The 17,196-nt window shown below is 60.9% G+C and carries 16 protein-coding genes; 7 read left to right on the forward strand and 9 right to left on the reverse strand.

From position 1 onward, the window contains the following. Window positions 1-10 precede the first annotated feature (10 nt). The 4 genes from hyi to pyk all read left to right on the forward strand — a co-directional run bounded on the left by hyi (window position 11) and on the right by pyk (window position 4,715). Window positions 11-790: a hydroxypyruvate isomerase gene (gene hyi, locus VNZ65_RS22915; protein WP_325673194.1), complete on the forward strand. Its 780-nt coding sequence runs from the start codon at window positions 11-13 to the stop codon at window positions 788-790. Between the two features lie 39 nt (window positions 791-829). Then, the gene (glxR, locus tag VNZ65_RS22920) at window positions 830-1,717 is read left to right on the forward strand and encodes a 2-hydroxy-3-oxopropionate reductase (protein WP_061943153.1); all 888 of its coding nucleotides are present in this window, start codon (window positions 830-832) and stop codon (window positions 1,715-1,717) included. A gap of 166 nt (window positions 1,718-1,883) precedes the next feature. Beyond that, entirely contained in the window at window positions 1,884-3,161 is a 1,278-nt protein-coding gene (locus VNZ65_RS22925) for a glycerate kinase (RefSeq protein ID WP_325673197.1), read from the forward strand. Window positions 3,162-3,281: 120 nt separating this feature from the next. Then, entirely contained in the window at window positions 3,282-4,715 is a 1,434-nt protein-coding gene (pyk, locus tag VNZ65_RS22930; RefSeq protein ID WP_325673199.1) for a pyruvate kinase, read from the forward strand. Between the two features lie 105 nt (window positions 4,716-4,820). Here pyk and VNZ65_RS22935 read toward each other — a convergent pair whose 3' ends face one another. From VNZ65_RS22935 to VNZ65_RS22955, 5 genes are all read right to left on the reverse strand, one after another. Further along, complete coding sequence (locus VNZ65_RS22935; RefSeq protein WP_325673201.1) at window positions 4,821-5,582, reverse strand: transferase spermidine synthase; 762 nt, start codon at window positions 5,580-5,582, stop codon at window positions 4,821-4,823. 50 nt (window positions 5,583-5,632) lie between these two features. Next, the gene (locus VNZ65_RS22940) at window positions 5,633-6,418 is read right to left on the reverse strand and encodes a fused MFS/spermidine synthase (protein WP_325673203.1); all 786 of its coding nucleotides are present in this window, start codon (window positions 6,416-6,418) and stop codon (window positions 5,633-5,635) included. Window positions 6,419-6,453: 35 nt separating this feature from the next. Further along, on the reverse strand, window positions 6,454-6,807 hold the full coding sequence (locus VNZ65_RS22945; RefSeq protein ID WP_325673205.1) for a YkgJ family cysteine cluster protein: 354 nt from the start codon (window positions 6,805-6,807) through the stop codon (window positions 6,454-6,456). A 307-nt stretch (window positions 6,808-7,114) separates the two neighbouring features. Then, on the reverse strand, window positions 7,115-7,309 hold the full coding sequence (locus VNZ65_RS22950; protein ID WP_325673207.1) for a ribbon-helix-helix protein, CopG family: 195 nt from the start codon (window positions 7,307-7,309) through the stop codon (window positions 7,115-7,117). 196 nt (window positions 7,310-7,505) lie between these two features. Then, window positions 7,506-8,264, reverse strand: coding sequence for a 3-oxoacyl-ACP reductase family protein (locus VNZ65_RS22955; protein ID WP_325673209.1), 759 nt, complete (start codon window positions 8,262-8,264; stop codon window positions 7,506-7,508). Between the two features lie 129 nt (window positions 8,265-8,393). On the opposite strand from VNZ65_RS22955, the gene VNZ65_RS22960 reads away from it, so the two are divergent. Then, window positions 8,394-9,317, forward strand: coding sequence for a LysR family transcriptional regulator (locus VNZ65_RS22960; RefSeq protein ID WP_325673211.1), 924 nt, complete (start codon window positions 8,394-8,396; stop codon window positions 9,315-9,317). A gap of 70 nt (window positions 9,318-9,387) precedes the next feature. On the opposite strand, the gene VNZ65_RS22965 is transcribed toward VNZ65_RS22960, so the two are convergent. The 4 genes from VNZ65_RS22965 to VNZ65_RS22980 all read right to left on the reverse strand — a co-directional run bounded on the left by VNZ65_RS22965 (window position 9,388) and on the right by VNZ65_RS22980 (window position 15,277). Continuing rightward, window positions 9,388-10,749 carry an 8-oxoguanine deaminase gene (locus VNZ65_RS22965; RefSeq protein ID WP_325673213.1) on the reverse strand — a complete coding sequence of 454 codons (1,362 nt, stop codon included), beginning with the start codon at window positions 10,747-10,749 and terminating at the stop codon, window positions 9,388-9,390. Between the two features lie 28 nt (window positions 10,750-10,777). Further along, window positions 10,778-12,538, reverse strand: coding sequence for an allantoate amidohydrolase (locus tag VNZ65_RS22970; protein ID WP_325673215.1), 1,761 nt, complete (start codon window positions 12,536-12,538; stop codon window positions 10,778-10,780). 150 nt (window positions 12,539-12,688) lie between these two features. Continuing rightward, window positions 12,689-14,083 carry a nucleobase:cation symporter-2 family protein gene (locus VNZ65_RS22975; protein ID WP_325673217.1) on the reverse strand — a complete coding sequence of 465 codons (1,395 nt, stop codon included), beginning with the start codon at window positions 14,081-14,083 and terminating at the stop codon, window positions 12,689-12,691. A gap of 255 nt (window positions 14,084-14,338) precedes the next feature. Continuing rightward, window positions 14,339-15,277 carry a LysR substrate-binding domain-containing protein gene (locus VNZ65_RS22980; RefSeq protein WP_061943133.1) on the reverse strand — a complete coding sequence of 313 codons (939 nt, stop codon included), beginning with the start codon at window positions 15,275-15,277 and terminating at the stop codon, window positions 14,339-14,341. A 330-nt stretch (window positions 15,278-15,607) separates the two neighbouring features. Between VNZ65_RS22980 and VNZ65_RS22985 the strand changes: the two genes are divergently transcribed. Next, on the forward strand, window positions 15,608-16,873 hold the full coding sequence (locus VNZ65_RS22985; RefSeq protein ID WP_325673219.1) for a urate hydroxylase PuuD: 1,266 nt from the start codon (window positions 15,608-15,610) through the stop codon (window positions 16,871-16,873). 96 nt (window positions 16,874-16,969) lie between these two features. Next, a partial coding sequence (locus tag VNZ65_RS22990; protein ID WP_325673221.1) for an aromatic amino acid lyase occupies window positions 16,970-17,196 on the forward strand: 227 nt, incomplete at its 3' end.

Consider the following 17,196-nt stretch of genomic DNA (forward strand, 5'->3'; position numbering starts at 1 on the left):
GAGAGATAACATGACAAAACTAGCCGCCAACCTGACCATGCTGTTCACCGAACTGCCGTTCCTGGAACGCTTCGATGCAGCAACCAAGGCCGGGTTCAAGGGAGTCGAATTCCTGTTCCCGTATGCGTTTCGCGCCGAACAGATCGCCGACAAGCTGGCCACCAATGGCTTGGAACTGGTCTTGCACAACCTGCCGGCGGGTAACTGGGAAGCCGGCGAGCGCGGCATCGCCTGCCACCCGGACCGCGTCAGCGAATTCCAGCAAGGTGTGGACGATGCCATCCGCTACGCCAAGGTATTGAATGTCAAGCAGCTGAACTGCCTGGTCGGCATCGTGCCGGTCGGCGTCAGCAGCGAACTGGCGCATGCGACCGTGGTAAGCAACCTGAAATTTGCCGCTGACAAGCTGCAGGCCGCTGGTATCCGCTTGCTGATCGAGCCGATCAACAGCTTCGATATTCCGGGCTTCTTCCTGACCGGCACCAGACAGGCGCTGGAACTGATCAAGGCGACCGGCTCGAACAACCTGTTTGTGCAGTACGACATCTATCACATGCAAAGAATGGAAGGCGAGCTGGCCAACACCATCAAGGCCAACCTGGCGCAGATCAAGCATGTGCAGCTGGCCGACAATCCGGGCCGCTTCGAGCCGGGCACCGGCGAAATCAATTATCGCTATCTGTTCAAGTTCCTGGAAGAGATCGGCTACGACGGCTGGATCGGCTGCGAGTACAAGCCGAAGGCTGGCACGGTAGAAGGTCTGGGCTGGCGCGCGGCGCACGGCCTGTAAGTTTAGTGGTCTGCATTTAAATAATTACGGAGAAATATCATGGCAAAAGTTGGCTTTATCGGACTCGGCATCATGGGCGCGCCCATGGCGGAAAACCTGCAGCGCGGCGGCCACAAGCTGTACCTGCATGACCAGAAGAATCCACCGGCAGCGCTGATCGACGGCGGCGCCACGGTCTGCACTTCCGGCGCCGAAGTCGCCAAGCGCGCCGACATCATCATCGTCATGGTGCCGGACACCCCGCACGTGGAAGCCGTCCTGTTCGGTGAAAAAGGCGTGGCAGAAGGCCTGACCGCCGGCAAGACCGTGATCGACATGAGCTCGATCTCGCCGATCGCCACCAAGGGCTTCGCCAAAAAGATCAACGCCCTGGGTTGCGAATACCTGGATGCACCGGTCTCCGGCGGCGAAGTCGGCGCCAAGGCTGCATCGCTGACCATCATGGTGGGCGGCTCGGAAGGTGCGTTCAACGACGCCAAGCCTTTGTTTGAACTGATGGGCAAGAACATCACGCTGGTCGGCGGCAACGGCGACGGCCAGACTACCAAGGTGGCCAACCAGATCATCGTTGCGCTGAACATCCAGGCGGTTGCCGAAGCCCTGTTGTTTGCTTCCAAGGCCGGCGCCGATCCGGCCCGTGTACGGCAGGCGCTGATGGGCGGCTTTGCTGCATCGCGCATCCTGGAAGTGCATGGTGAACGCATGGTCAAGCGCACTTTCAATCCAGGCTTCCGCATTGAACTGCACCAGAAGGATCTGAACCTGGCCCTGCAAGGCGCCAAGGCGCTGGGCGTATCGTTGCCGAACACGGCGGCGGTGCAAGAACTGATGAATTCTTGCGCAGCCAACGGCCTGAGCGGGCTCGATCACTCGGCGTTGTGCCGGGCTGTCGAAATCATGTCCAACCACGAAATCGCCAAGGTGTAAGATATACCGTAGGGTGGGCACAGCGTGCCCACGCGTGAACTATCAAAGTCTGCATGTTTTTTTCTGTACGGCGTGGGCACGGTGTGCCCACCCTACGTTGCAGATGCAGTGCAAGAATAAATAAAAATTTCAGAGACATCTGCTTCACAGATCAAGGTATAACAGCATGACTACCCTCAAGCCCCGCCAGCTTCTCCTCGATATGTACCAGGCCGCGGTCGACGCCGTCAGCGCCGGTAAATGCCTGCCGGAATACCTGGCTAAAATCCCGGCGCCGTCCGGCAAGGGCCGTACGCTGGTGATCGGCGCCGGCAAAGGCGCGGCAGCCATGGCCCAGACAGTGGAAGAACATTGGCAGGGCGAGCTGTCCGGGCTGGTGGTGACGCGCTACGAGCATGGCGCCGACTGCAAGCGCATCGAGGTGGTGGAAGCGTCGCATCCGGTGCCTGACGAAGCGGGCCGCAAGGCCGCCGTGCGCATGCTGGAACTGGTCCAGGGCTTGACGGCCGACGACCTGGTGATCTGCCTTATTTCTGGTGGCGGCTCGGCCTTGCTGGCGCTGCCGGCAGCAGGTATTACGCTGGAACAGAAACAGGCGATCAACAAAGCCCTGCTCAAAAGCGGCGCCACCATTTTTGAAATGAATTGCGTGCGCAAGCACCTGTCCGCCATCAAGGGCGGCCGGCTGGCGCTGGCCTGCGCACCGGCGCGGGTGGTGACGCTGATGATTTCCGATATCCCGGGCGACGATCCCGGCATCATCGCCAGTGGGCCGACCCTGGCCGATCCGACTACCTGCGCGGACGCCCTGGCGGTGCTGCGCAAATACAATATTGAAACCCCCGACGCCATTCTCCAGCATCTGGAATCCGGCGCCGGCGAAAGCGCCAAGCCCGGCGATCCGCGCCTGGAGCGCAACCAGCACTATGTGATCGCTACCGCGCAAGACGCCCTGGATGCGGCAGCAGCCACCGTCACCGCAGCTGGCCTGACGCCATACATCCTGTCCGACGAGATGGAAGGCGAGGCGCGCGACATCGGCCTGGCGCATGCTGCGCTGGCGCGCCAGATCGCCCGCCGCGGACAACCGTTCAGCAAGCCCTGCGTGGTGATTTCCGGCGGCGAAACCACCGTCACCGTGCGCGGCAAGGGACGCGGCGGCCGCAATGCCGAATTCCTGTTGAGCCTGGCCATTGCGCTGGACGGCTTCCCGGATATCCACGCGATTGCCTGCGACACCGACGGCATCGACGGCTCCGAAGACAACGCCGGCGCCATCTACCAGCCGGATTCGATGCGCAAGGCAGCGGAGCTGGGATTGCGTCCGCGCGCCATGCTCGACAACAACGATGGCTATGGTTTTTTCAGCGCGCTGGGCGACCTGGTGGTAAGCGGACCGACGCGCACCAACGTCAACGATTTCCGCGCCATAGTGATTCTCTGATACTGCGGCACTCCGTAGCACTCTCTCAATAAGCAGAAACCTGCGCCGGCCGTCACATCGGACCGGCGCGGTGAGCCCTTTTTCGCCTTGCCATTAGCCGACATCTAAAGAAAGCACATCATGCGCCGCCAACGTAAAGCAAAAATCGTCGCCACGCTCGGTCCCGCCAGCGCCGACCAGAGCACCATCCAGGCCTTGTTCGAAGCAGGCGCCGACGTCTTCCGTTTCAACTTCAGCCATGGCAGCCACGCCGATCACCAGCAGCGCTACGATATCGTCCGTGCAGTGGAAAAGGCGGTCGGCCGGCCGATCGCCATCCTGGCCGACCTGCAAGGTCCGAAGCTGCGCATCGGCCAGTTCGCCGACGGCAAGATCGAATTGCACGCCGGCCAGGAATTCACGCTGGACCGCGACCCGACGCCGGGCAACAGCCAGCGCGTCTGCCTGCCGCACGCGGAACTGTTTGAAGTGATCGCCGGCGGCCAGGCGCTGCTGCTGGATGACGGCAAGGTGCGGCTGGAAGTGCAGTCCTGCGACGGCCAGTCTATCCGCACCCGGGTAGTCAATAGCGGCACCTTGTCTGACCGCAAGGGCGTCAACGTGCCGGATGCAGTGCTGCCGATTCCGGCGCTGACCGAGAAAGACAAGCGCGACCTGAAATTTGCGCTGGAACTGGGCGTCGACTGGATTGCGCTGTCCTTCGTGCAGCGGCCGGAAGACGTGCTGGAAGCGCGCGCCCTGATCGGCGATCGCGCCAGCATCCTGTCGAAGCTGGAAAAACCTGCCGCATTGGAACAGCTGGACGCCATCGTCCAGGTTTCCGACGCCATCATGGTGGCGCGCGGCGACCTCGGCGTGGAACTGCCGCCGGAGCGCGTGCCGGGCGTGCAAAAGCGCATCCTGCGCGTCTGCCGCCAGCACGGCAAGCCGATCGTGATCGCCACCCAGATGCTGGAATCGATGATCACTTCGCCAGTGCCGACCCGAGCCGAAGCCTCCGACGTCGCCAGCGCCATCTACGACGGCGCCGATGCCGTGATGCTGTCGGCCGAATCGGCCAGCGGCGCTTATCCGCTGCCGGCTGTCTCCATCATGGACCGCATCATCACTGAAGTCGAGCGCGATCCGCTGTACCTAAACATGCTGGATGCGCAGCACTATGAAAGAAACGGCGGACCGCTGCCGAACCGTGGCGACGCCATCTGCTCGGCGCTGCGCGATGTCACTCGCATCATCGGCGCCAAGGTCACGGTGACTTACACCAGCTCCGGCCACACCAGCCTGCGCGCCGCGCGCGAACGGCCGATGGCGCCTATCCTCAGCATCACGCCGAAGCTGGCGACCGCGCGCCGGCTGGCGCTGGTGTGGGGCGTGCATTCCACCATCAGCGAACAGGTGCATAACGAAAGCGAAATGGTGACCGCCGCTTGCCAGACCGCCTTCAAGGAAGGTTTCGCCAAGGTCGGCGACCAGATCGCTATCACCGCCGGCATGCCTTTTGGCCAGCCGGGCAGCACCAATCTGTTGCGTCTGGCGGAAATCTGGGCGCAGTAACATATTGTCGGGGCTATCCGGGCATAGCTTGCCAAGAGGTAGCGTGGGCACGCCTTTGTGCCCACGCTGTATCGGTATCCGCGTGGGCACAAAGGCGTGCCCACCCTACACACTGACGAGCTGGAAGGTTGGCATCAGTTCCGATAACTGCAATCCAAACCGTGCATCCAGTTTTTTTGCGCGGTGGAGCATCACCGGCCTGAAGGCTGGCATGACGCTGCCTTTGACAAAGAAGGCGATGCAGTTGTGGCTATCGCTGGTGCGGCACCACCATATGCGCCAGTCGGATGCCATCAGCGCTTGCCCAATGGCTTGCGTCAGGAAATCCGGACGGTCCCATAGATTGGAGACCAGGATGCCGCCAGCGGTGAGGTTGCGCAGGCAAGCCGCATAGAAGCTGCTGGTGCTGAGCGCCTCGGCCGGACCGTCGGCGGAAAAGCCGTCCAGCATGATGATGTCCGCGAGATTGCCTTGCTGTGCCTGCATGTAGGCGGCAGCGTCGGCGTGGATGACCCGGAAGCGGGCGTCGTCGGCAGGGATCATGAACCGGTCGCGCAAGGCAATCACTTCTGCACTCAGTTCCAGGACAGTGACGCGGGCGGCGGGGAAATGACGATAGCAATATTTGGCAAGCGAGCCGCCGCCCAGGCCGACCAGCAGGATGTGTTTGGGAGATGTCTGAAACAGCATGAAACCCATCATCGCCCGGGTGTAGCTCAGCAATAATTTATCGGGCGCCGAGATCAACATCGCGCTTTGTACGTATTTATGATCGAAATGCAGCGTGCGCATGTCGCCGTGGTCGAAGACAAAAGGCTGTCCGCCACTTTTCTCGAGCGTTTGTTCAAAGGAGCCGGATGCGTTCATGATACGTAATAGTGAGCCGGTCGCTACGTCAGTTGCAATAGGCCGGGCGCTCAAGCGAGCGCCGTGGCCAGCTTGTCGATCCTGCGTTGCTGCACAATGTTTTGCGCAGTCAGGCGCAGCATCAGCGCTTGATGCGGCGACAGATCTTTCAATTTCTTGAGCATGTTTTGTTCCGCGGTGTCGAGCCGCTCTCCTTTGCATGCAAACACGATCCGGTTGCCGGATTCCCTGGCGTCGACGGCAATCGCCGCGCCGCCAAAGCTGCGTTGAATGCGGTCGAGGTACAAGTCCGTATCGCTACTGTTGCCGAGCAGGTTGACCACCATCATACCGCCCTGCGCCAGCGCCTGGTAACAGTCGTCATAGAACGCCTGGCTGCATAACTGGGGCGGCTGCCCGCTGCGGTCAAAGCCGTCCACCAGCAGGACGTCGTAGTCGTTGTCGGCGTCGCGTACCAGTTGGCAGCCATCCATGCAGACAATCTGCAGCCTGTGGTCATCCTGAGGGATCTGGAAATGTTTTCTCAGGGCGATCACTTCCGGGTTGTTTTCGGCCACCACGATGGCGGACTGCGGCAGGTGACGATAGCAATACTTCACTAGCGAACCGCCGCCCAGGCCTATCATCGCGATCTTCTGCGGCGCATCGTTAAAGAGTAGAAAACCCATCATCGTGATGGTGTAGCCCAGCAGCAGTTCGTCCGGTTCATTCAGGTACATCTCGCTTTGTATCGCGCTGCTGTCGAACAGCAGCGAAATCGAGTAGGTATTCTTATAGATGAAAGGACGGCCGTCGGCGGAAAATTTCGCGAGGTCGAATATATTGTCTAGCAGCATGTCGTCTTTTCAAAGGCTTCAGGTAAAGCCGGGTGTCAAACCAGCACGTGGCGCGTCTGTGTGAAATAACGGTAAATCTGGTCTTCTATCAGTGGATCGATCATCACTGCAGGCCGCTTGCCGTTCGGGCAGGCAAGCCTGGGCGTGGTGCCGAACAGCCGGCACACCAGCGGGCGTTCTTCATACACCTGGCAGCCATCGGCGCCCAGATGCGGGCAACTCAGCGCGGCCATGGCGGCGTCCTGCTCCTGCGCACTCTTGCGCGGCAGCCTGGCCATCTCTTCGGTTGACACCAGCACCGGCCCGCAGCAGTCATGGCAGCCCGGCACACAGGTAAATGCCGGAATCCGCTGGCGGAAGAACTTGATTATGTGTACATTGTTTTTCATTGTAATGCCATTATCATGAAATGATCATAACATACTCATCCGGCGCGATTTGAAAGTGCCTGCAGAGACCCCAGCTTACCAGCGGCGGATTGCGGCTGCAGGCAGCGTCATCGCTGCTAGCGATGCTGTCTGGGTCAATCAAGATTTTTGTCGGGTTGTGATCCATGCTTGCGCACTCCTGGCATCCTGAAAACAAGGATGCGCCGGGTTCGTAGCTGGGGAAGGCAGGGTTGCCGGTTTTGTGAGAAGGCTATGTGCGCGCAGAAGCGCAAGGTCTTGCCGCCCACCGCAGTGGGCGGCTGGGCATCTATTTGTTATTTGGCTTGGGTGTCCTGGGGGCGGCTTTGGTCGGGTAATCGACATGATGGCGCTCCAGATATTCGCGGATCATTTGCCGTATCACCTGCGATGGCGTCAAGTCTTGCGCAAGGCACAGCTCGTCAAACGCTTTCTTCTTCTCGGGATCGATCAGGATGGTTAGCCGTGCAGTTTTTGATTCCATGGAATAGGCAGACTTTTATGATAATAAGATTATCATTATACACATCGGAAAGTGTGCAATCCGAGGCCGACGGCTGGCCCGTGCGCGGGACGGCGTCGATGATCGGGGGTAGAAAATATGCGATATCTGCGAGAAAAGGCGGTTCAGCATCACGATACTGAACCGCCTTTTGCATTTAACTCCGTGCTGGGGACTATCAGGCGGCGAATCCGCCATCGATGGTGAGGCTGGCGCCGGTGATGTAGGCCGCTTCGGGGCTGGCCAGGTAGGCTACGAAGCCGGCAATTTCCTCGTCCGTGCCATAGCGGCCGATCGGCATCATCGCCTTCAAGCTGGTGGCGAATTCGCTGCTGGCGGGGTTCATGTCGGTATCGACCGGGCCCGGCTGCACATTGTTGATGGTGATGCCGCGCGGGCCGAGGTCGCGCGCCAGGCCGCGGGTCAGGCCGACCAGCGCCGATTTGCTCATGGCGTAGGGGCCGCCGCCGGCAAACGGCATGCGGTCGGCGTTGGTGCTGCCGATACTGATGATGCGGCCGCCGTCGCCCATGTGGCGCGCGGCTTCCTGGCTGGCGATGAAAACGCTGCGGACGTTGATGGCGAGCGTACGGTCGAAATCTTCCAGGCTGAATTCGGCCAGCGGCGCTATCGCCAGCACGCCAGCGTTGTTGACCAGGATGTCCAGCCGTCCGAAAGTGCTGACGGTCTTGCCGATGGCGGCCTTGATCTGCCCGGCATCGGCGCTGTCGGCCTGGATCGCCAGTGCCCGGCCGCCGGCTGCTTCGATGTGCTTGACCACTTGCGCGGCTTTTTCCGGCGAACTGACATAGCTGAAGGCGACTGCCGCGCCGTTCTTGGCCAGGCGTTTGGCGATGGCGGCGCCGATGCCGCGCGAACCGCCCTGGATGAAGGCGACTTTGTTATCGAGTACGGCGTTTGCTTGATGGTTCGTCATGATGATGCTCCTGTAGGTTAGGCTGCCGGCGCAAGTGGCAAGCAGCGGGTTGACAGGCACAGTATCGGACGATCATTATGTTGTTACTAGTCCCTAATCGGCATAATCAATTCATACCAAAGGTTTAAAATGGAAACCATGATCGGCATGCAATGCTTCGTCCGCAGCGCTGAAGCCGGCAGTTTTTCCGAGGCGGCGCGGCGGCTCGGGATGACGTCTGCGGCGGTCGGCAAGAATGTCGCCAGGCTGGAAGCGGGGCTGGGCGTGCGGCTGTTCCAGCGCAGCACGCGCAGCCTGACGTTGACCGAGGCGGGCGAAAGTTTCCTGCACGAGGTCAAGGACAGCCTGCTGACGATCCAGGCCGCGGTCGAGAATCTGGCCGGCGCCGGCGGCCAGCCAGCCGGCATGCTCAAGGTCAGCATGGGCACCGGTTTCGGCCGCGCCTACATGGTGCCGCTGCTGGCGCCTTTCCTGGCAAAGTACCCGGGTATCTCGCCGGACTGGCATTTCGATAACCGCCAGATAGATCTGATCGCGCAAGGCTTTGACGCCGCGCTCGGCGGCGGCTTCGAACTGCCGCCCGGCGTGGTGGCGCGCGTGCTGGCGCCGGCGCACCGGGTGCTGGTGGCAGCGCCGGATTATTTTCAGGGCAGGAAAGCGCCGCAATCGCCCGACGACCTGGATGCCTTCGACGGCATCTTCATCCGTTCGCCGCAAACCGGGCGGATACGTTCCTGGCCTCTGCGCAACCGCGCCAACCGGCAGGCGCCGGTGACGCTGCGCACGCGCATGACCATGAGCGATCCGGAAGCGGCTTGCGAGAGCGCGCAGATGGGGCTCGGCATCGCCCTGGTCAGCGTGCCGAACGCCTTGCCCTTCCTGCGCGCAAAAAGCCTGGTGCGGGTACTGCCGGACTGGTACGTCGACGGCGGTACTTTGTCGCTCTATTTCGCCGCGCAAAAGCTGCTGCCGGCCAAGACCCGGGTGTTCGTTGACTATGTGGTGGAACATTTCCGCCAGGAGCGCCTGGCGCAGCAGTTTTCAGCGATCTGACAAACTGCCGGTGCAAATGAAAATGGCCACGGATTGCGCCGTGGCCATGGTGTTTGTTGTGAGCGCTCGATCAGCGCGCCGCTTCCGCCAGCGACAAAGCCAGCTTGTTATGCCGTTCCAGCACTGTGCCGAGATCGACCGTGGTGAACTGGCCGTTGCGCACCACCACGCGGCCGTTGATGACGCTGTAGGCGACATCGGCCGGCGTGCAGAACACCAGCGCCGCCACCGGATCGTGCCAGCCGCCGGCAAAGCCGACTTTGTTCAAATCGAACAGCACCAGATCAGCCGACATGCCCGGTTTCAAGGCGCCGATGTCGTCGCGGTTGAGGACCTTGGCGCCGCCCAGCGTCGCCAGCTCCAGCGCCTGGCGCGCCGTCATGGCGTCGGGGCCGAAGCCGACCCGCTGCAGCAGCATTGCTTGCCGCACTTCGCCCAGCATGTGGGCGCCGTCGTTCGAGGCCGAGCCGTCGACGCCGATGCCGACTGATACGCCGGCGTCGACCATCTTGCGGATCGGTGCAATGCCGGAAGCCAGCCGCATGTTGGAGCAAGGGCAGTGGGCGATGCCGGTGCCGGTGCGGGCGAACATGTAGATGCCGTCGTCGTCCAGCTGTACGCAGTGGGCATGCCAGACGTCATGGCCGACCCAGCCGCAGTCTTCTGCGTACTCGGCCGGGGTCATGTTGAACTTCTCGCGGCTGTAGGCGATGTCGTTGACGTTTTCCGCCAGGTGGGTATGCAGGGAGACGCCGTGATGACGCGCCATATTCGCCGATTCGCGCATCAGGTCGCGTGATACCGAAAACGGCGAGCAGGGCGCCACCACGATGCGCTGCATCGCATGGCGGCTGCTGTCGTGATAGGTTTCGATCAGGCGCTGGGTATCCTGCAGGATGGCCTTTTCGTCTTCCACCACGCGGTCTGGCGGCAAGCCGCCTTTCGACTGGCCGACGCTCATCGAGCCGCGTGCGGCGTGGAAACGCATGCCGATCTGCTGCGCTGCCTCGATGCTATCGTCGAGCTTGCAGCCGTTCGGGTAGATGTACAGGTGATCGCTGCTGGTGGTGCAGCCGGACATGATCAGTTCCGCCATCGCGGTCAGGGTCGAAACCTGGATCATCTCTGGCGTCAGGTTGGCCCAGATCGGATACAGGTTGGTCAGCCAGTTGAACAGCTCGCCGTTCTGCGCGGCAGGGATGACGCGCGTCAGGCTCTGGTACATATGGTGATGGGTATTCACCAGGCCCGGGATGACGACGTGATTGCCGGCGTCGATGACTTCGTCGGCGGTCTGCGGCAGGTCGGCGCTGTTGCCGACCTGTTCGATCACGTTGTCGCGGATGAAGACGGCGCCGCCGGCGATTTCACGGCGCGCATCGTCCATGGTGACGACGACACGCGCATTTTTTATCAATAGAGTTTTAGACATGAGAAATTAACTAACCAAAAGCGCTGGTTCAAGACTTTGGTTTGAAGTGACGCAGGAAATCCAGCAAGATTTGCGCCGATACTTCGGCATCGTCCGCAGTCATTGTTTCCAATGGATTGTGGCTGATGCCACCGTTGCCGCAACGCGTGAAAAGCATGGCGACATCAGTTATTTTGGCGATGGTCATGGCGTCATGGCCAGCGCCGGAAGCGAGTTTGAACGGCTGTACGCCGGCCCGTTCGGTGGCTGCGGACAGCTGTTCCATCAGCCATGGCGCGCAAGGCGCGGCTGGCGCCGAGACCATTTTCTCGACGTTGGCTTCGACGCAGCGGCGCGCGCAGACGGTCTCGATATGGCGCAATACGTCTTCCACCGCGGCATCGCGGATGCCGTCGTCGGCAGCGCGGATATCCAGCGAAAAGATGCAGGCGCCAGGAATCACGTTGGTGGAGCCGTTCGGCACCTGCAGCTGGCCGACGGTGCCGACCAGCGAAGCCTGCTGGTCTTGTCCGCAGCGCTGTTCCACATACAGCAGGATTTCAGCAGCGGCGGCAGCGGCATCCTTGCGCATCGCCATCGGCGTGGTGCCGGAGTGGCTGGCGACGCCTTTCAGCTGCACCATGTAGCGGCAGCTGCCGGCGATCGAGGTAACGATGCCGACCGGCAGGTCGCGCTGCAGCAGCACCGGGCCTTGCTCGATGTGCACTTCGACATAACCCAGCAGATCCGCCGGATTGCGCGCGATGGCAGGAATTGCCGCCGGGTCGTGGCCCGCGTGCAGCAAGGCGTCGCGCATGCTGACGCCGTCGCGGTCGAGATTGTTCAGCAGTTCCAGGTTGAACTGGCCGATGATGGCATTGCTGCCCAGGAAAGTGCTCTTGAAGCGCACGCCTTCCTCTTCCGAGAAGGCGACGATTTCAAAATGGAAAGGCAGTTTTTCACCGCGCTCGTGCAAGTGCTTGACGATGGCGATCGGCAGCAGGATGCCTTCGCGGCCATCGTACTTGCCGCCGTTGCGCACGGTGTCGTAGTGGGAGCCGGTCATCAGCGTCTTGGCCGCCGGATTGTCTGATAAATAGCGGCCGACCACATTGCCGACCGCATCGATCTCGGCCTGCATGCCGGCTTCGCGCATCCAGCCGGCGATCTGGGCGGCGGTGCGGCGATGCGTGTCGGTCATGTAGGCGCAAGTAAGGCCGTTGTCGTCGTCGCTCCAGGCGCCGATCTGCTCGGCCCATTGCATGATGGTCTTGCCCAATGCCGGCGTGTAGCCGAGCAGGTCGTTGGTGCGCATTTCAGCGATGCGGCCGATCTGGCGCAGGGCTTCTCCCAACTCATCGTCGAACTGGTTCTTCAGGCGGCGGCTGAAGGTGGCGATGATGGCCTGGCGCGACAGGCCCTGGCCGTCAGCGCCCTTGACCGCCAGGATGAAGGGAAAGCCGAACTTCTGGTTGTAATCGGCATTCAGCTTCTGCAGCGTCGCGAATTCTTCCGCCGTGCACAGGTTGAGGCCGGCCTTGGCTTGCTCGCCGGTCGATTCCGCCGTCAGTTCGCCGGCGATGGCAGCCTTGCCGGCCAGCTCCGGGTGGGCACGGATCAGGCCCAGCTGCTCTTCGCGGCCGGCGCTGCTGACGACGGCCTGCATCGCCTGCTTGAGCGCGGTGACGTTGGCGAATGGGCGCCGGGCGGCGGCGCGCTGCGGGATCCACGGCGAATGTTCGTAGATGCCGTGCAGCGTCGTCACGAAAGCCTGCGCATCGGCGCTGTTCAATTGTTCTAGTGTTGTCATTTGTATCATCGGCGGGCCGGCCCGCTTTGTCCTAAGTTAAATCGCTCTGTTGCTGCTGCGGATGGGAATTACATTACTTCAAAAACGGTTTGATCGCAGCCAGATCCGGTATGCACCGTGCCGGGCTGCGACTTGTTGCCTGATTGTTGCTTAGTGATCTGAACTTTGCGCCGCCGCCAATGCATGCGCATGGCTGTCCTCGCTGGAGCCTTTGCCGTTGAAGAACAGGTTCAGCAAGACCGCCATGCTGGATGCCAGCAGGATGCCGCTATGCAAAATGGTCGACAGGAACAGCGGCATCTTGTCGAAGAAGGTCGGCGCCACGATAGGGATCATGCCGGCGCCGAAACTGACGGCGACGATGAACAGGTTATTGCGGTTGCGCTGGAAATCCACGGTCGACAGGATCTTGATGCCGGTCGCTGCCACCATGCCGAACATGACGATGCCGGCGCCGCCCAGCACGAATTGCGGGATGGAGGCGGCCACGTGCGCCATTTTCGGGAACAAGCCAAACAGCATCAGGATCACGCCGGCGGCGGCGCAGACGTAGCGGCTGCGCACGCCGGTAACGCCCACCAGGCCGATATTCTGCGAGAACGAAGTGTAGGGGAAGGTATTGAAGATGCCGCCGATGACGCTGCCCAGGCCGTCCACGCGCAAGCCGCGCGCCAAGGTCTTGTCGTCGACTTTCTTGCCGACGATTTCGCCCAGCGCAATGAACATCCCGGTCGATTCGATCATGGTGACGATCATCACCAGGCACATGCTGATGATGGAGCCGAGGTCGAATTTCGGCCAGCCGTAGTGGAAAGGCCGGATGAAGGCGAACCATTCGGCGTCGCCGAGGCCGTAGAAACTGATCTTGCCCATCGCCATGGCGATGACGAAGCCGATCGCCATGCCGGTCAGGACCGAAATGTTGGCGATGAAGCCTTTGACGTATTTGGTGATCAGCAGGATAGAGATCAGCACGATGAGCGCGATGCCGAGGCTGGTCGGCGAGCCGTAGTCGGGGTTGGGAATCTTGGTGAAGACGCCGTCGACCAGGGTCCCGATCACCGGCTGGCCGCCAGCCGCCCAGTTGATGCCGACGCCCATCAGGGAAATGCCGATGACGCTGATCACGGTGCCGGTCACGACCGGCGGAAAGAAGCGCATCAGGCGGCTCATGTAAGGCGCCGCAAAGACACAGAAGATGCCGGAAACAATCACCGCGCCGTAGATGTGCACGATGGTCAGCTGCGGGTTGCCGGCCATGGCCACCATCGGGCCGACGGCGGCGAAGGTGACGCCCATCATGACCGGCATCTTGATACCGAATTTCCAGAAGCCCAGGCACTGGATCAGGGTCACCAGGCCGCAGCAGAACAGGTCGGCGCTGATCAGGAAAGCGATGTCGCTTTTTGCCAGGTTGAGGGCGCCGCCGATGATCAGCGGTACTGCAATGGCGCCGGCGTACATCACCAGCACGTGCTGCAGGCCGAGGGCCGCGAGTTTTCCTACGGGGAGTATTTCATCTACCGCTTCAGTATTGCTGGTCATCGTGTGTCTCCTAGGTACTCATTATTGTCGTGCTTGCGGCGACATCAATCCGGCCTCTGGTATTTCTGCCCGACCGGCTTGCTGCGCCACAGCCTGCACAAGTCACCGGTTGCTGGAACCGGGCTCGTGCTGTTCGATACTACTTGGCCCAGCCCCTCACGATATATAGCTTGTCTGATAGTTGATTTACGTATTTGGATATATGGGGAAAACCCGTTGCTATTGAGGAATCTTGTTGTGTTTTTGTGTTTGTTATTACTTCGCCAGCATGCTCTTGGCGGCAATCCCGATCTGCTCGCGCAGCCATTTGTGCTCGGTGGCCTGGTGCACTCTTTCATGCCACAGCTGGTAAAAACGCATGGGGGGAAACTTGATCGGCAGAGTGAAGCTTTTCAGCGCCAGCGTCTTTTCATAGAAGCGGGCGAACTGGCGGCCGGTGGTCAGCACCAGGTCGGTTTGCGCCACCATGTAGGGCAGCATGCCGAAATAGGCCGATTCCACCACGACGTTGCGGTTCAGGTTCTGGCTGTCGAGGAAGGAGTCGATGATGCCGTGGTAGCCGGGCAACACCTGCCATGGCGCCACATGCGGCAGCGACAGATAGTCTTCCACCGTCATCTGGTCCGGCCCGGTGCGCTTGGCGTAGGCGCTGTCGGCCCGCATCAGGCAGACGATCGGATCGTCGAACAGCTTGGACAGGTGCAGATGGGCCGGCGGTTCGTCCCAGTTGGCGATCACCAGGTCGAGGTCGCCGTCGGACAGCAGCCTGACGTAGTCGGTTTCCGGCCCCAGGGCGTGGATCACGATGCGGCTCTTGGGCGATTCGCGGCGCAGGCGCGCCACCACTTCCAGGAAGAATGGCGTATTCATGTAATCTGGTGCGGCAATATGGAAGGTGCGTGCCTCGGCCTGGGGCACAAAGGCGGTCTTTTGCACGAACAGACGTTCGGTTTCTTCCAGGATGCGCTTGGCCGGCTTCAGCAAGCTTTCGCCGTGCTGGGTCGGCACCATGCCGCGTGCGCCGCGCACCAGCAAGGGATCGCCGGTGAGTTCGCGCAGCTTGCGCAGCGAGGCCGAGATCGAGGGCTGAGGCTGGTTGAGTTTTAGCGCCACCCGCGAGACGTTCTTCTCGCACAGCAGCAGATACAGGATGCGTATCAGGTGGATATCCAGATGATCCGGAAGCTTGGCCATGTTGTCTCCTACAATTTATATTTATTGGTTTAGTATTTTTACGATACTCTCGAAGTTCATTTTGTTATATGGATATGCATATGTCAAATATATCTGGATATCAATGTTTTAAAGGCGCGTTGCGTTTATCTTGCGTGAATCTGGCGCGCTTTTAACTTGAGCGCAGGCAGGGGAAGATGATGGATGGGCAGGCAGGTATCTTGCTTATCCTGTCATGTTGGCCGTAGCGGAGCTGAGTTGTTAAAAAAAGTTCGCGGCCGTGTTGGGGGACATACCTCTATCGTTTGCAGAGCCCGCGGTGGCAGACGAGCAATAATCGTTGGGGAAGACATGGATGCATTGTTAGTTTCGTACGGAGTCGAATGGCTCAATCTTCTGGTCCGCTGGCTGCACCTGATCACGGGTATCGCCTGGATCGGCGCATCCTTTTATTTCGTCTGGCTCGACAATTCGATCCGGCCGCCGAAAGCGGGTTCCGACCTGGCCAAGAAGGGCGTCTCCGGCGAGTTATGGGCAGTCCACGGCGGCGGCTTCTACAATCCGCAAAAATACCTGGTGGCACCGGCTGAACTGCCGGACGACCTGCACTGGTTCAAATGGGAAGCCTACGCCACCTGGCTGTCGGGCTTCGCCATGCTGTTCATCGTCTATTACTTCAATGCCTCGGCGATGATGATCAACAAGGACGTCGCCGACCTCAGCACCTGGCAGGCGATCGGCGTCGGCCTCGGCACGCTGGTGATCGGCTGGACTGTCTACGACCTGCTGTGCCGCTCGCCGCTGGGCAAGCGCGACGGCTTGCTCGGCCTGGTCATGTACCTGTTCATCGTTGCCGCTGCTTATGTCCTGACGCACCTGCTGAGCGGCCGCGCCGCCTACATCCATGTCGGCGCCATGATCGGCACCATGATGGTGGGTAACGTGCTGATGGTGATCATTCCTGGCCAGCGCAAGCTGGTGGAAGCGATGCGCGTCGGTAAATCGCCCGATCCGATCTACGGCAAGAAGGCCAAGCAACGCAGCGTGCACAACAACTATTTCACGCTGCCGGTGCTGTTCATCATGATCAGCAACCACTACGGCATGACCTACAGCCATCCGTACAACTGGCTGATCCTGGCGGCCATCATTGCTGCCGGCGCGCTGATCCGTCACTTTTTCAACCTGCGTCATGCCGGCCGCGTCTCGATCGGTTATCCGATCGCCGGCGTCGCCTTGCTGCTGACGGTGGCGATTGCGATTGCACCTAAGCCTGTCCAGCCGGTTGCTCCTGTCGCCAAGACAGAAGCTGCTGCGGTTGCAGGCGGCGCCGTCGCCGCGGCTGCGACCGCCGCACCGGTAGCCGACATCGCGCACATCCAGGAAATCATCGGCCAGCGTTGCGCTACCTGCCACTCGGCGCAGCCGACCCAGCCTGGCTTTGCTACCGCACCGGCCGGCGTGATGCTGCAGACGGCTGACCAGATCCGGCAACATGCCGACAAGATCTATCAGCAAGCGGTGCAGCTGAAGGCGATGCCGCTGGCTAACCTGACGCATATTACCGACGACGAGCGTGCCTTGATCGGTAGCTGGTATACCTCCGGCGCCAAGTAAGTCCAGTGCTGCCGTCCTGAATGCCGCAAGCCGATCGAGCTGCCATGCTCGATCGGCTTGCGCGCTCGACCTCATTTAAGAATCTTTGGAGTTCCCATGTCCCAAACCATCACTATCGACGGTTTCAACCTGACCGCCCAGCAAGTAGTCGACGTCGCCCGCGCGCCGCACCTGGCGGTGACCCTGGCTGACTCTTCACGCGCCGCCCTGAAGGAGAGCCGCGACTACATCGAATCGACCTGGATGCACGACGAAGCGCCGATGATGTACAGCTTCAACACCGGCGTCGGCCTGCTGAAAGACACCCGCATCAAGGTCGAACA

The sequence above is a fragment of the Collimonas sp. genome (assembly GCF_035566555.1).
In the GTDB taxonomy this organism is placed as follows: domain Bacteria; phylum Pseudomonadota; class Gammaproteobacteria; order Burkholderiales; family Burkholderiaceae_D; genus Collimonas.